Source organism: Clostridium sp. (genome assembly GCF_050717635.1).
Lineage (GTDB): Bacteria > Bacillota > Clostridia > Clostridiales > Clostridiaceae > Clostridium_AD.
On the sequence record NZ_JBOITO010000002.1, the window covers coordinates 186694 to 198824 of the forward strand.

Sequence of the window (12131 nt, forward strand, 5' to 3'; positions counted from 1 at the left end):
AGATTTTTTAAAAACAAATGTTATGTAAAACAAACAAATAGGGTAACATATGATAAACTAATAAAACTCACTAGAAAGAAAGAGGTGTATAAAAGTGGAATTTATAAATGGTGTATTTAATAAGAAAACTCAAAATATAATAAATGAATACAAAAATAAACTTCCTGAAGATATACAATACATTGATTCATATATAGAAATAATCAAACTTGCATTAGTAAAGAATAATATAACTACTGTTGAATTATTTCAATCATTTAATGGCAACGAATTATTTGATAAAATTAAGGGCGAAAATTCATCTAAGAATGTTTTAGTTTTATACAAAGGCAATATCGACAATCAAATTGCAAAAAGTGGATATATTAATATATATCACTCAAAAGTGGGCAATTACTCTTTAGTTGTTTTCCAACATCAATTTATATATGAAGAGTTATTCGGAGTTGAGTTATGGAATGATGGAAGTTCAACGCCGCAGAAAATACATGCTTTTAACTGTTACATATCAGAAAAAATTAATTATTTTGCAGGCATGAATTGTACAGTTATGGGTATAGGTATAGGTAATATGAACAAGAAACAGTATGAAAACCTAATGGAAGATTATCACAAGACAGTTAAAACACCCAAAAATAAAACAAGCAAAGGTAAAGTAGCATTATATACAGGAATTGCATCCACCATTGGGACTGGACTTCTTATAGGTTTAAAAATATGGTCAAAAAAAGGTAGAAAATAATATAGAAAATTATATATTTAATAAAAAATCACGCTTATACTAGCGTGATTTTTTAGTGATATATATTGCTTTAAATAATAGTTGCACAAGAAACCATTATGATGTATAATAGTTTCTTGTGCAACTATTATAGGGGGAGAAAATATGCGAAAAATAATAGGAAGAAATATTTCAATATTATATAGAAATGCAAATAATTATGTGGATGCTAAGCTAAAAAAATATAATCTAAATAAAGTTCAAGCTGAAGTATTATTATTTTTAAGGGACGATAAGGGGGCTAACCTAACACAAATAAATGAATTGTTTTTATTTAATAAGGCCACTATAACAAAAATAATAACCCATCTTGAAAAAAATAATTATGTTAATAGAGTAGTTAGCGCAAGTGATAAACGGGAAAAGGGCATATATTTAACAGATAAAGCAAAAGATATATTTCCTAGCATTATAGAAATCTTAGAAGCATGGGAAGACATTCTCACTAATAACATTTCTAATGATGATATTGAAACAATAAGAAGTATGCTAGCCAAAATGGTAGATAATATAACGACATCGAAGGAGAACTAACAATGAAAGAAAATATGTATAAACTAGGTAATATGGATATAAAGAAGCTGATTATAAAAATGTCATTGCCAGCAATGCTGTCCATGATTGTACAAGCACTATATAATGTTGTAGACAGTATGTTTGTAGCAAAAATATCCGAGCAGGCACTTACTGCTTTATCCATAGCTTTTCCAATTCAACTTATAATAGTATCAATATTTGTGGGGTTTGGCGTTGGAATTAACTCATTTATGTCTAGAAAACTGGGTGAGGGGAACAAAGATGATGCGGTGAATACTGCGGAACATGGGTTTGCAATAGGCATTATACTAGGGATTATCCTTGCTATATGTTCAACATTTGTACCTGAAATATTTGCTAAACTGTTTACTGACGACCCTGTTGTTATTAAATATGCAGTACAGTATACTAGGATTATTATGCTGTTTTCATTTGGTAGCATTATATCAGAAGTGTGTATGAATATTTTGAGATCTACTGGTGACATGTTAAGTTCTATGAGAATACAGTTATTAGGTGCGATAACCAACATAGTTCTAGATCCAATTCTCATTTTCGGATTGTTATTTATCCCTAAATTAGGTGTAAAGGGTGCAGCAATAGCAACGGTTATTGGTCAGATATGTGCTATGCTATATGCAATTAAACTCGTACTTAGAAATAAAAATGGATTAAAACTAAATTTAAAGAAATTTCATTATAGTAGTAAAATTACAGGTAAAATATTCAAAGTTGGAGTCCCTGCAATGTTTATGCAAATGTTGGGGTCCATAATGATATCTGGTATTAATTTGATTTTAGCAGGATTTTCTGGAACTGCTGTTGCAGTATTTGGAGCATACTTTAAATTACAGTCTTTTATATATATGCCTGTATTCGGTTTGACACAGGGTCTCATGCCTATAGTTGGCTATAATTATGGCGCTAAAAATAAGCATAGGGTACTGGAAACTGTCAAGTATGGTTGTATATTTGCGTGCGTAATAATGCTTCTTGGTACAACTGTATTTGTAATATTCCCGAGGCAGCTGCTTATGCTATTTAGCAGCACACCACAGATGGAAGTAATTGGAATTAAATGTCTGAGAATTATAAGTATAGGTTTTGTGTTTTCAGGGGTAGCAATAGTTATCTCTGTGGCTTTTCAAGCGCTTGGTAAAGCAGAAGTAAGCCTTATTATATCCTTTGCAAGACAGATTATTATTTTATTACCATTGGCATTTATTCTAAGCAAATCAATTGGATTAACCGGGATATGGATAGCTTTTCCAATATCAGAAGGAGCTTCTTTAATAATTTCGGGGTACTTTGCAATTAAAGTATATCGAGAAAAAATTAAAAATTTAGAAGGAAAAATACAAGACGTGTGCTAATCTAAAAGCCTTACAAACATTAAGTTTGTAAGGCTTTTATCTTTGGCCACTTTTCCGCATTATAAAGTTTTATATAAAAAACAATATAATATTGACAATACTGTGTGACACACAGTATAATGTAATTAAGGGAGTTGGTATCATGACCGATATGGAATCCATAGTTCAGAATATCCAGCAAGAAATGAAACGTGGGACTTTGGTTTTAGCGGTTTTAACACAGCTGGACCAGCAGCAGTATGGTTATTCACTGATAGAGGAACTTACAAGGCAGGGGATGTCAGTGGAACAAAACACACTTTATCCACTTATGAGGCGCCTTGAAAAACAAGGTTTATTAGAATCTTTATGGCAACTTGAAGGAAATCGACCAAGGCGTTACTACAAAATTAGCGAACTTGGTTTAAACGTAAGAGAAAGGCTTATGAAGGATTGGACATTGCTTGAGAAAACTATGTCAAAGCTAATAGGAGGCACACCATGATATCAAACTATCTTTATACAATAGGAAAGTACTTACCGCCTTATGAAAAAATAGAAGTGCTTAAGGACATTGAAGTCAATTTATACGATTATCTTGAAGATAATTTCGGAAAAAAAGAATATACAGATGAAGAAATTGAAACAGCCATTAGAATAATGGGCCATCCTAGAAAAGTTGCAGAGGCATATATGCATGAACCTAGAGTCTTAATTGGAGCAGCTTATATTGATACCTACTGGTTGGTTCTAAAAATTGCACTTATTGGTACTGCAATAGGGATAACAATAACTAATATGATGCATTTAACAAATGCCAAAGAGGGTATTCAGCTTTATTTAAAGATCATATCTCAGATTTGGCAGTCTTCATTATCTTCTATTGGGCTTATTACACTGATATTTGCAGCGATTCAATACTATAGTCCAAAAGAAAAAATACCAAAAGACAATGGTTGGTCTCTGAGCATATTAGAAAAAGCAATCCAGCCACATCAAAGGGTGAAAAAATTTGATCTGGTTGTTGAAACATTTTTCTTATGTCTCAGTGTGGTTGCAATAAATCAAGTAATTCAGGGACTTGAGTCCACTCAAATAATTATCCCTATATTTAATATGGTGATTTTTAAACATTATTTGATATGGATAAATATAGTCTTAATAGGCTCGCTTTTGCTAAATATTTACCTGCTAATTATAAGAAAATGGCAGTCTGTAACACGTTTTATATCCATAGTATTAGATGTATTAGGAGTGGCCATATTTACACAGCTCGTGTATAATCCAGACCTATGGCGTTTGAACTTAATAGCAGAAAAACTTGGTGCACGCGCCTCTAAAATCGAAACAGTATGGACAAAGTCAATGTATATTACTCTAGTGGTAGTGGTAATAATCGTTTCATTCGATGTGTTTGGTCACTTGAAAGTACTGCTTAGAAAAAACAAATAGCTCTCATAAAAAAACTATATTTTTTTGAATAGATCAAAATTAGTTATTGTCATATACCCAAAACTAAAAATAGAGGAGATGTTTTCATGGCTAGAAGAGATGGTACAGGTCCAATGGGAATGGGATCAAATACAGGAAGAGGTATGGGATTTTGTAATGTAACTAATGCTGTAGGAGGAACTAGAGGCCTAGGTATGGGTTTAAATTCAGGTAGAAGAGGCGGCTTAGGAATGAATGGTTTTAATAACTCAATTAATCCTATAAACCAAAAAGATTTACTTGCACAAGAAAAAATTAATCTTGAAAATAGACTTAATTTAATAAATAATCAATTGAATACTTCTGAGGATGACAAGTAAAAAAGGGATGATTTATCCTCCCTTTTTTACTTGTTATTTTAAATTCTGAGTCAACAGACATCAGTAATTTATTTAGCTAAATCTTCTATAGAATTAATATCCATGTACTTAGGAACAACTAAACCCACTCTAGCTCCTTCTAGGTTTGGTCCTAGATCTTCAACTTTATCTTTGTAGTCTGCTAAGTATTTAGCGTGTGTTCCCGGTAGCCAAGCTGAAACAATAGCATCTACATCTCCAGTAGCTACTGCAGACCACATTGGTCCTGCATCTACTTGTACAAGATCAACTTTGTAACCCATATCTTGAAGTACTGATCCAATTACGTTAGTAGATGCAATTGCACTATCCCAAGCAACATAAGCAATCCTGATTGCATCTCCATCTACTTTTTTTGCGCCTGCTGTCCACTTACTTACTTTATCTGTATTGTCAGTAACCCATTGTCTTGCAACTTTCTTTATGTTTCCGCCATCATTAATTTCAAGCATAACAGATTCAGAATTTTCTGGAGTCCAATAAAATTGATCTAATATTTTATAAGCATTAGGCATTTTTTCCTTTAAGTTTTTGCGTACAACTGTACTTGTGTGCTCAACGCCGCCGAAAAGTCCCTTAGGGTCGTCTAAGTATTTTAAGTCATATTTAGAAAACATCCAGTGAGGAGACCAACCAGTAACTATTATTGGTTCTTTATTTTCATAGGCATCTGCTAGTGCTTGTGTCATAGCAGCGCCAGAGCTAGCTTGAACAGTATAATTTGTGTTATATTCTTTAACAGCTTGCTCTGCAAATTCCATTTCGCCAGAACCAGCATCTATGCCTGTAATTTTGTAACCCATTTGCTCACCAATAGATTTGTTAGCATTTTTACTGCTACTACAGCCTACAAAAGTTAAAACCGCTAAACTAAGAGCTATTACACCCATTTTCTTTAAGTTTTTTTTAATCATAAATTTATTCCTCCTTAGATTATATACGTAGTGACTATTTTAGTATTTGATCTATGTATTTTTTGTAAATATACCACTATAAATTTATAGCACATTTAATCAGTATAACAAATATAGCTAAGAAGTTCAAATTTTAGACTTAGGATGTTTTGTATTTGAAAAGATGTTATTCTATATAGAGGAAGTGAAAAACTAATTAATTATGGGGGCGTTTTAATGAATAGTAATTTACCAATTATAGAACATTTGAATTTTGATTGGGAGTTTTGCCCTAAATTTGATGAAAGAATGATTTCAGGTGATGAAAATGGATACATTTTTGGAAAAGTAAACATACCGCACTCAGCTGTAGAAATACCTTATAATAACTTTGATGAAAATATGTATCAAATTGAATGTTGTTATAGAAAAATGGTTTATGTCTCAAAGGACATGATGAATAGATATGCTTTTCTTCACTTTGACGGTGTTATGGCTTACGCAAAAATATTTGTAAATGGCGAATTTGTTGGTGAGCATAAAGGTGGATATACGCCTTTTAAATTGGATATTACAAAAGTGCTAAAATATGAACAAGAGAATCTACTTGTAATATATGTTGATACTCACGAAAGAAAGGAAATTCCGCCTTTTGGTTTTATGATAGATTATCTTACCTATGGTGGAATATATAGAGAGGTAAGGCTAGAGTATGTAAGTGAAATATCTATTGCAAATTGCCATATAAAAACAAAAGATATTTTGCAGGATAAAAAACTTTTAGACATAGAGCTTTATATTGAAAACTACAAAAAAATTACGAATTCTCTTGAAATAGTATTTACACTAGTGTATAAAAATAGTATTTGCCATGAATTCACTAAAATAGTGGAGCTTAAAGGGGAATACTTGGAAAAATATAGTATTATAGAGACTGTAGATAACGTGAATTTATGGGATATAAATAATCCTAATCTATATCAACTAAACATTAAAGTAAGAAATAAAGAAAGAATATTAGATGAACAAACGCTACGATTTGGATTTAGGGAAATTGCTTATAAAAACGATGGATTATATTTAAATGGAAAAAAGATAAAGCTAAGAGGACTTAATAGACACCAATCATTTCCATATGTAGGTTATGCAATGCCCAAAAGTGCTCAGTATAAAGATGCAGAAATATTAAAATATAGTTTAGGGGTGAATACTGTTAGATTAAGTCACTATCCTCAGAGCAATCATTTTATGGATAGATGTGATGAACTTGGCCTTTTAGTTTTTGATGAAATTCCAGGCTGGCAGCATGTTGGAGATTCCAATGAATGGCGCAGTATTGCAAAGAAAAATGTTCGAGAAATGATTATGAAAGATTGGAATCACCCAAGTGTATTTATTTGGGGCGTAAGGATAAATGAATCCAAAGACTGCGCTGAATTATATTTAGAAACCAATGCCATTGCTCATGCTTTGGATGAAACTAGACCTACTGGCGGCGTTAGATATATAGAAGGAAGTCAATTATTAGAAGATGTATACACCTTTAATGATTTTTCTCATACAGGTAAAAATAAAGGGCTAAAACATAGGAAGAGGGTTACCCAAAAACGGGTGCCTTATCTGGTTACAGAGCATAATGGACATATGTTTCCAACTAAAAAGTATGATAGCGAACCTCATCGGATTGAACAGGCAAAGAGACATTTAAATGTACTTGAAGCTATGTATAAAAACGAGGATATTTCGGGTGCTATTGGTTGGTGTATGTTTGATTACAATACCCATAAAGATTTCGGAAGTGGGGATAAAATCTGTTATCACGGTGTTATGGACATGTATAGAATTGAAAAATATGCAGCTTATGTATATAGTTCTATGCAAGATGAAAAGCCTGTTATGCATGTGGCAAATTCCATGGAAATTGGTGATTTTCCAGCAGGTCTAGTTGGGGATACTTATATTTTTACCAATTGCAATTATGTAAAGGTATATAAAAATGAATTATTCATTGGTAATTTTTATCCTGCAAAAGAATTATATCCATCACTTCCCCATGCTCCAGTTATAGTAGATAATTATATTGGAAATCAAATACATGAAAATGAAGATTTTAATCATAAAGATGCAAGTTTTATTAAAAAAAGTTTTATAAGGCTCTCAAAAACCGGAGAGTCTGGAATAACATTATTCGATAAAATTAAAATGGGGCTTATATTAGTTAAATATAAAAAAAGTTTCTCAGATATTTATAAGTTATATGGTATATACATGAGTAATTGGGGAGATTCTGCAACTACTTATAAATTTGAAGGATATATTAACGAAAAATCTGTACTGACTGTTAAAAAATCGCAATTAGGCACTGTGCATATGAAAGTTTCTCCAGATGCAACTACTCTTGTTGAAGAAGAAACCTATGATGTTACACGTATTGTAGTTAGTATAGAAGATGATAACAGTAAAACACTATTTTATAGCAATGAATCCATATTTTTAAATGTAGAGGGTCCAATAGAAATTATCGGTCCAAAGCACATTCCTTTAATAGGCGGGTCAAGCGTTTTTTGGATAAAAACCACTGGTTCATCAGGAAATGCGAAGGTCACGATTACATCAGAACGATATGGAGAAGAGAAAGTTTTAATAAATGTTTTAAAGGTATAGTTTTTATTTTATTAAAGTTATATTTAAACTACAGAATAATCAAACTTATGATTATTCTGTAGTTTATTTGTATCATAAGACAGATTATACTGCTTATTTGTTGGTAAAAATTACACCTATTCTTTACTTTACATGAGTTGCAATCCGTGATAGAATCTGTTTTGTATCGTTTTTACTTGCAATTGTTCAAAGTAGGAGAATAAACAGTAAGTTAGTAGTATGGCTAAAATAGCTGTGTATTGTTTCGTCTCTCCTTAACTATTAGGAGGAATAAATTATGAAAAAACTAATGAGTAAGTGGAATCAAATCAGTTTGGTAAAACAAATAATTATAGGTTTGGTTATAGGTATTATCTTGGCCGTAACAATCCCTGAGCAAGCAAAACCAATTATCCTTTTTGGATCGCTATTTGTAGGAGCTTTGAAATCGATTGCACCTATATTGGTATTTTTCTTGGTTATGTCGGCTATATCTCAACATAAGAGTGGTCATCAAACCAATATAAAATCCGTTATCGGTTTGTATCTTTTAGGAACATTCTTGGCTGGATTTGTGGCGGTAGCAGCAAGTTTTATATTCCCTGTAACATTAACACTAACAGAAGGTGTTAAAAATGTTACACCTCCTGGAGGTGTCGTAGAGGTTCTTAAAGCATTACTACTTAATGTTGTTGATAACCCAGTAAAAGCACTTTTTAATGCCAATTATATAGGGATATTGTCTTGGGCGTTAGTTCTTGGTTTGGCTTTGAAAAATGCTCCTGCTTCTACAAAGACAATGATTAATGATTTTTCAGATGCAGTAACCCAAATGGTTAGATGGGTTATAAACTTTGCGCCACTTGGAATCATGGGTCTCGTATTTGATGCTATTGCAACAAATGGAATATCAGCACTACTTGGCTATGGACAATTACTTGCAGTTCTAATTGGTTGTATGGTCTTTGTGGCTCTTGTTATAAACCCAATCATTGTGTACATAAATATTCGTAAAAACCCGTACCCACTTGTACTTAAATGTTTAAGAGAAAGTGGTATTACTGCCTTCTTTACACGTAGTTCAGCGGCAAATATTCCTGTAAATATGAGTTTGTGTGAAGAACTAGGTTTAGATAAGGACACGTATTCGGTTTCTATTCCATTAGGTGCTACGATAAATATGGCTGGTGCAGCTGTTACCATTACTGTTTTGACCCTTGCAGCAGTAAATACACTTGGAATTAAAGTGGACATGCCTACTGCATTAATCCTCAGTATACTGGCAGCTGTAAGCGCTTGCGGTACTTCAGGCGTAGCTGGTGGTTCAATATTACTTGTGCCTCTAGCGGCTAGCTTATTTGGAATACCAAATGACATTGCTATGCAAGTAGTTGGTGTAGGGTTTATTGTAGGTGTTTTACAAGATTCTTGTGAAACGGCACTTAACTCTTCCACAGATGCACTATTCACAGCAACAGCTGAATTTGCTAAGCGTCGTAAAGAAGGAAAAGAAATTGATATCAAAAAGGTAGCTTAAAGAAGGTAGGTTAAAATACCTGATTTATTTAACACCATAAAAAACATTAAGATTTTATAATCTTGGTGTTTTTTTTATGGAATAGGGAAATTTATTTTATATAAAGGTATATGGGAATTAACGCAGAATTATAGTTTATGAAAACTTAAGCGAGCAAGGGTTAGAGATTAATGATGTATAACTTATTTACAGAAAGGGAGTAGAATACTATGTCATATATTTTAGAAGTTTGTGTGGATTCTGTAGAATCAGCTATGGAAGCGGTAAAAGGTGGAACAAACCGTCTGGAAGTTTGCAGCAATCTAATTATTGGGGGTACAACACCTAATATAAACTTATTCAAAATATTAAGAGAAAAAGTAAGCTTAAAAATGAATGTTTTAATTAGACCTAGATATGGTGATTTTTGTTATACAGAAAATGAATTTGAAATAATGAAAAGAGATATAAGAATGTTTAAAAAAGCTGGTGCAAGTGGAGTAGTTATAGGGATGTTAAAACCAGATGGAACACTTAATATAGATGGAATGAAACAGCTTATAGCAGAGGCAGAAGGAATGCATGTGACTCTTCATCGCGCTTTTGATTTGTGCAGAGATCCACTTGCTACACTAGAGGAAGCAAAGAAGTTAGGAATCAATTCTATTTTAACCTCAGGTCAGAAAAATAGTTGTACACAGGGTAAAGAACTTTTAAAAAAACTGGTGGAAAAATCAGAACATAAGATAGAAATTCTCATAGGAAGTGGAATAAATTCAAGTAATGTAGAAGATGTAATAAGCTATACTAAATCTTATGCGGTACATACTTCTGGTAAGATGGAGGTTGAAAGTGATATGCAATATAGAAGAGACGATATAAGCATGGGGTTTCCCATTATTAGTGAGTATGTGATTCTTAGAACTCAATGTGAAGAAATAGCAAAGATTAGAGAAATTTTGGAGAAGTAATATGCTTTGAAAAAAGTAGAAGTGATGTCACTTCTACTTAGGAAGATTTATTTATATGTTTTCTTTGCTTTTTTAGAGTGTTTAGAAATTCCTATTTCATCAGAAATTTCTACATTCATCGTATCTAGTTCTTTTTTCTTTTTTTTATCATTGTTTTTACTGTCTTTGTTATTTTTTTTGTCTATATGTGGCATATAAAACCCCTCCTTAATTATCTATGAGTACAAAAAAAATGTCTCATTAAAATAGATAGTCAGTATTAATATGCCCAAATATACGAATCGTATCCGATTTTTATCATGCTATTCTTGCCAGTAAGCCAAAAAACTATTTTTGAGATTATCTAATAAATATAATTTATCTACTGGAACACTTACATTAACTGTATATCTTCCAAACCCATATGGCTTGATATAAGAATAGGTAAAGTCTAATGTTTTTTTTGTACCATCATAATTAACCGACTTTAAATTAGATCCCCATCCTTTCCAAACACTTAGAATACCATGAGCATAAATTCCTGATGTAGAAATATATACATAGCTTTTTTTCCAGTCTGAAGCTTTTATATTAACATTTTTCTCTTTTATTTCCGTGGTCATATACATCTTAAAAAACAATATATTAAGTGCTAATACAATAATAAAAATAATAAGCCCTACACCTATATTTCCAGATGCAACTCCTACAGTTAATGCTACAATAATTATCACAAGAGAAAATACAGGAATGGCCATAACAAAAAGCCCTTTATTTTCTTCTTTTATTTTTTTTATATTATTAATTGTGTCTCTTTCTGTGTACTGCCATGCTGCAATAATATCACTGCCATTAAGCATTTTTGCCATACAGTTTGCCCTACCTACAAACAGAAAGAAAATTGTAAAACTAGATAAAGAAGAAAAAATTCCTAAAAAGGCCATACCATAACAGCCATTATCCATGGCTATTATGGTTATTATAATTGAGTTTATCAGAATTATTATGCAGGTAACTATACCTTTTAATTGTGTATTCTTCATTTTTTTATCTCCTAAACTGTACAGTAGGCGCTGATCTTTCTGACGCATCTATTTGGAAGAAAGGCAGCTCCCTAGAACCAAATATAGCTGCAAAAATATTATTTGGAAAAGAAATAACAAATTGATTAAACATTAATACAGTATCATTATAAAATTGTCTATACATGGCTATTTTTTGCTCCAGCTCTCTAAGCTGCGATTGTAAATCCAAAAATCCTTGGTTAGCTTTTAAGTCAGGATACTGCTCGGATATTGCAAAAAGTCGTCCTATTACTCCTGTCATGGCATCAGAAGATTCAATTACTTCATTGGTAGACTGCGCATTTAAATACATATTTCTAGCCTTAGTAATCTTAGTCAAGGTTTCTTGTTCATGGGTGGCATATGCTCCTACAGTTTCGACTAAATTAGGTATTAAATCTGACCGCATTTTTAATTGAACATTGATTTGCCCCCAGCTATTATCTACCTTCGCTTTTTTCTTTATCATCTTATTATAAAAGAAAATAAGTCTAATTCCAAGTAAAATAAGTACAGCCACAATTCCAATAATGTATATCATAATA

General features: G+C 32.0%; 13 protein-coding genes. 9 read left to right on the forward strand and 4 right to left on the reverse strand.

Annotation, left to right across the window (positions count from 1 at the left end; genetic code table 11):
* Positions 1-94 precede the first annotated feature (94 nt).
* The 6 genes from ACREWB_RS01185 to ACREWB_RS01210 all read left to right on the forward strand — a co-directional run bounded on the left by ACREWB_RS01185 (position 95) and on the right by ACREWB_RS01210 (position 4481).
* Positions 95-742: a hypothetical protein gene (locus ACREWB_RS01185; protein ID WP_431545649.1), complete on the forward strand. Its 648-nt coding sequence runs from the start codon at positions 95-97 to the stop codon at positions 740-742.
* Positions 743-886: 144 nt separating this feature from the next.
* On the forward strand, positions 887-1315 hold the full coding sequence (locus ACREWB_RS01190) for a MarR family winged helix-turn-helix transcriptional regulator (RefSeq protein WP_431545650.1): 429 nt from the start codon (positions 887-889) through the stop codon (positions 1313-1315).
* 2 nt (positions 1316-1317) lie between these two features.
* Positions 1318-2691 carry an MATE family efflux transporter gene (locus ACREWB_RS01195; RefSeq protein WP_431545651.1) on the forward strand — a complete coding sequence of 458 codons (1374 nt, stop codon included), beginning with the start codon at positions 1318-1320 and terminating at the stop codon, positions 2689-2691.
* Between the two features lie 142 nt (positions 2692-2833).
* On the forward strand, positions 2834-3175 hold the full coding sequence (locus ACREWB_RS01200) for a PadR family transcriptional regulator (RefSeq protein ID WP_431545652.1): 342 nt from the start codon (positions 2834-2836) through the stop codon (positions 3173-3175).
* Positions 3172-4122, forward strand: coding sequence for a hypothetical protein (locus ACREWB_RS01205; protein WP_431545653.1), 951 nt, complete (start codon positions 3172-3174; stop codon positions 4120-4122). The genes ACREWB_RS01200 and ACREWB_RS01205 overlap by 4 nt, the downstream gene beginning before the upstream one ends.
* Positions 4123-4208: 86 nt before the next feature.
* On the forward strand, positions 4209-4481 hold the full coding sequence (locus tag ACREWB_RS01210; RefSeq protein ID WP_431545654.1) for a DUF5320 domain-containing protein: 273 nt from the start codon (positions 4209-4211) through the stop codon (positions 4479-4481).
* A 68-nt stretch (positions 4482-4549) separates the two neighbouring features.
* Here the strand turns inward: ACREWB_RS01210 and ACREWB_RS01215 are convergent, their stop codons facing one another.
* Entirely contained in the window at positions 4550-5434 is an 885-nt protein-coding gene (locus tag ACREWB_RS01215; RefSeq protein ID WP_431545655.1) for a glycine betaine ABC transporter substrate-binding protein, read from the reverse strand.
* Positions 5435-5650: 216 nt separating this feature from the next.
* Here ACREWB_RS01215 and ACREWB_RS01220 point away from each other — a divergent pair, with 216 nt between their 5' ends.
* The 3 genes from ACREWB_RS01220 (at position 5651) to ACREWB_RS01230 (ending at position 10543) form a co-directional block, all read left to right on the forward strand.
* A complete protein-coding gene (locus ACREWB_RS01220) occupies positions 5651-8077 on the forward strand; it encodes a glycoside hydrolase family 2 protein (protein WP_431545656.1) in 2427 nt (808 codons plus the stop codon).
* Positions 8078-8354: 277 nt separating this feature from the next.
* On the forward strand, positions 8355-9593 hold the full coding sequence (gene sstT / locus ACREWB_RS01225) for a serine/threonine transporter SstT (RefSeq protein ID WP_431545657.1): 1239 nt from the start codon (positions 8355-8357) through the stop codon (positions 9591-9593).
* Between the two features lie 209 nt (positions 9594-9802).
* A complete protein-coding gene (locus ACREWB_RS01230; RefSeq protein WP_431545658.1) occupies positions 9803-10543 on the forward strand; it encodes a copper homeostasis protein CutC in 741 nt (246 codons plus the stop codon).
* Between the two features lie 47 nt (positions 10544-10590).
* Here the strand turns inward: ACREWB_RS01230 and ACREWB_RS01235 are convergent, their stop codons facing one another.
* The 3 genes from ACREWB_RS01235 to ACREWB_RS01245 all read right to left on the reverse strand — a co-directional run bounded on the left by ACREWB_RS01235 (position 10591) and on the right by ACREWB_RS01245 (position 12127).
* Positions 10591-10737 (reverse strand): small, acid-soluble spore protein, alpha/beta type, encoded by a 147-nt coding sequence (locus tag ACREWB_RS01235; RefSeq protein ID WP_431545659.1) that lies wholly within the window; start codon positions 10735-10737, stop codon positions 10591-10593.
* A gap of 108 nt (positions 10738-10845) precedes the next feature.
* On the reverse strand, positions 10846-11565 hold the full coding sequence (locus ACREWB_RS01240; RefSeq protein WP_431545660.1) for a hypothetical protein: 720 nt from the start codon (positions 11563-11565) through the stop codon (positions 10846-10848).
* A 4-nt stretch (positions 11566-11569) separates the two neighbouring features.
* Positions 11570-12127 carry a LemA family protein gene (locus ACREWB_RS01245; RefSeq protein ID WP_431545661.1) on the reverse strand — a complete coding sequence of 186 codons (558 nt, stop codon included), beginning with the start codon at positions 12125-12127 and terminating at the stop codon, positions 11570-11572.
* Between the last annotated feature and the right edge of the window lie 4 nt (positions 12128-12131).

Coding starts and splice junctions, on each gene's coding strand:
- ACREWB_RS01215 (WP_431545655.1), bottom strand. CDS start 5,434: ATGATTAAAAAAAACTTAAAGAAAATGGGTGTAATAGCTCTTAGTTTA.
- ACREWB_RS01210 (WP_431545654.1), top strand. CDS start 4,209: ATGGCTAGAAGAGATGGTACAGGTCCAATGGGAATGGGATCAAATACA.
- ACREWB_RS01205 (WP_431545653.1), top strand. CDS start 3,172: ATGATATCAAACTATCTTTATACAATAGGAAAGTACTTACCGCCTTAT.
- ACREWB_RS01245 (WP_431545661.1), bottom strand. CDS start 12,127: ATGATATACATTATTGGAATTGTGGCTGTACTTATTTTACTTGGAATT.
- ACREWB_RS01195 (WP_431545651.1), top strand. CDS start 1,318: ATGAAAGAAAATATGTATAAACTAGGTAATATGGATATAAAGAAGCTG.
- sstT (WP_431545657.1), top strand. CDS start 8,355: ATGAAAAAACTAATGAGTAAGTGGAATCAAATCAGTTTGGTAAAACAA.
- ACREWB_RS01235 (WP_431545659.1), bottom strand. CDS start 10,737: ATGCCACATATAGACAAAAAAAATAACAAAGACAGTAAAAACAATGAT.
- ACREWB_RS01200 (WP_431545652.1), top strand. CDS start 2,834: ATGACCGATATGGAATCCATAGTTCAGAATATCCAGCAAGAAATGAAA.
- ACREWB_RS01240 (WP_431545660.1), bottom strand. CDS start 11,565: ATGAAGAATACACAATTAAAAGGTATAGTTACCTGCATAATAATTCTG.
- ACREWB_RS01220 (WP_431545656.1), top strand. CDS start 5,651: ATGAATAGTAATTTACCAATTATAGAACATTTGAATTTTGATTGGGAG.
- ACREWB_RS01190 (WP_431545650.1), top strand. CDS start 887: ATGCGAAAAATAATAGGAAGAAATATTTCAATATTATATAGAAATGCA.
- ACREWB_RS01230 (WP_431545658.1), top strand. CDS start 9,803: ATGTCATATATTTTAGAAGTTTGTGTGGATTCTGTAGAATCAGCTATG.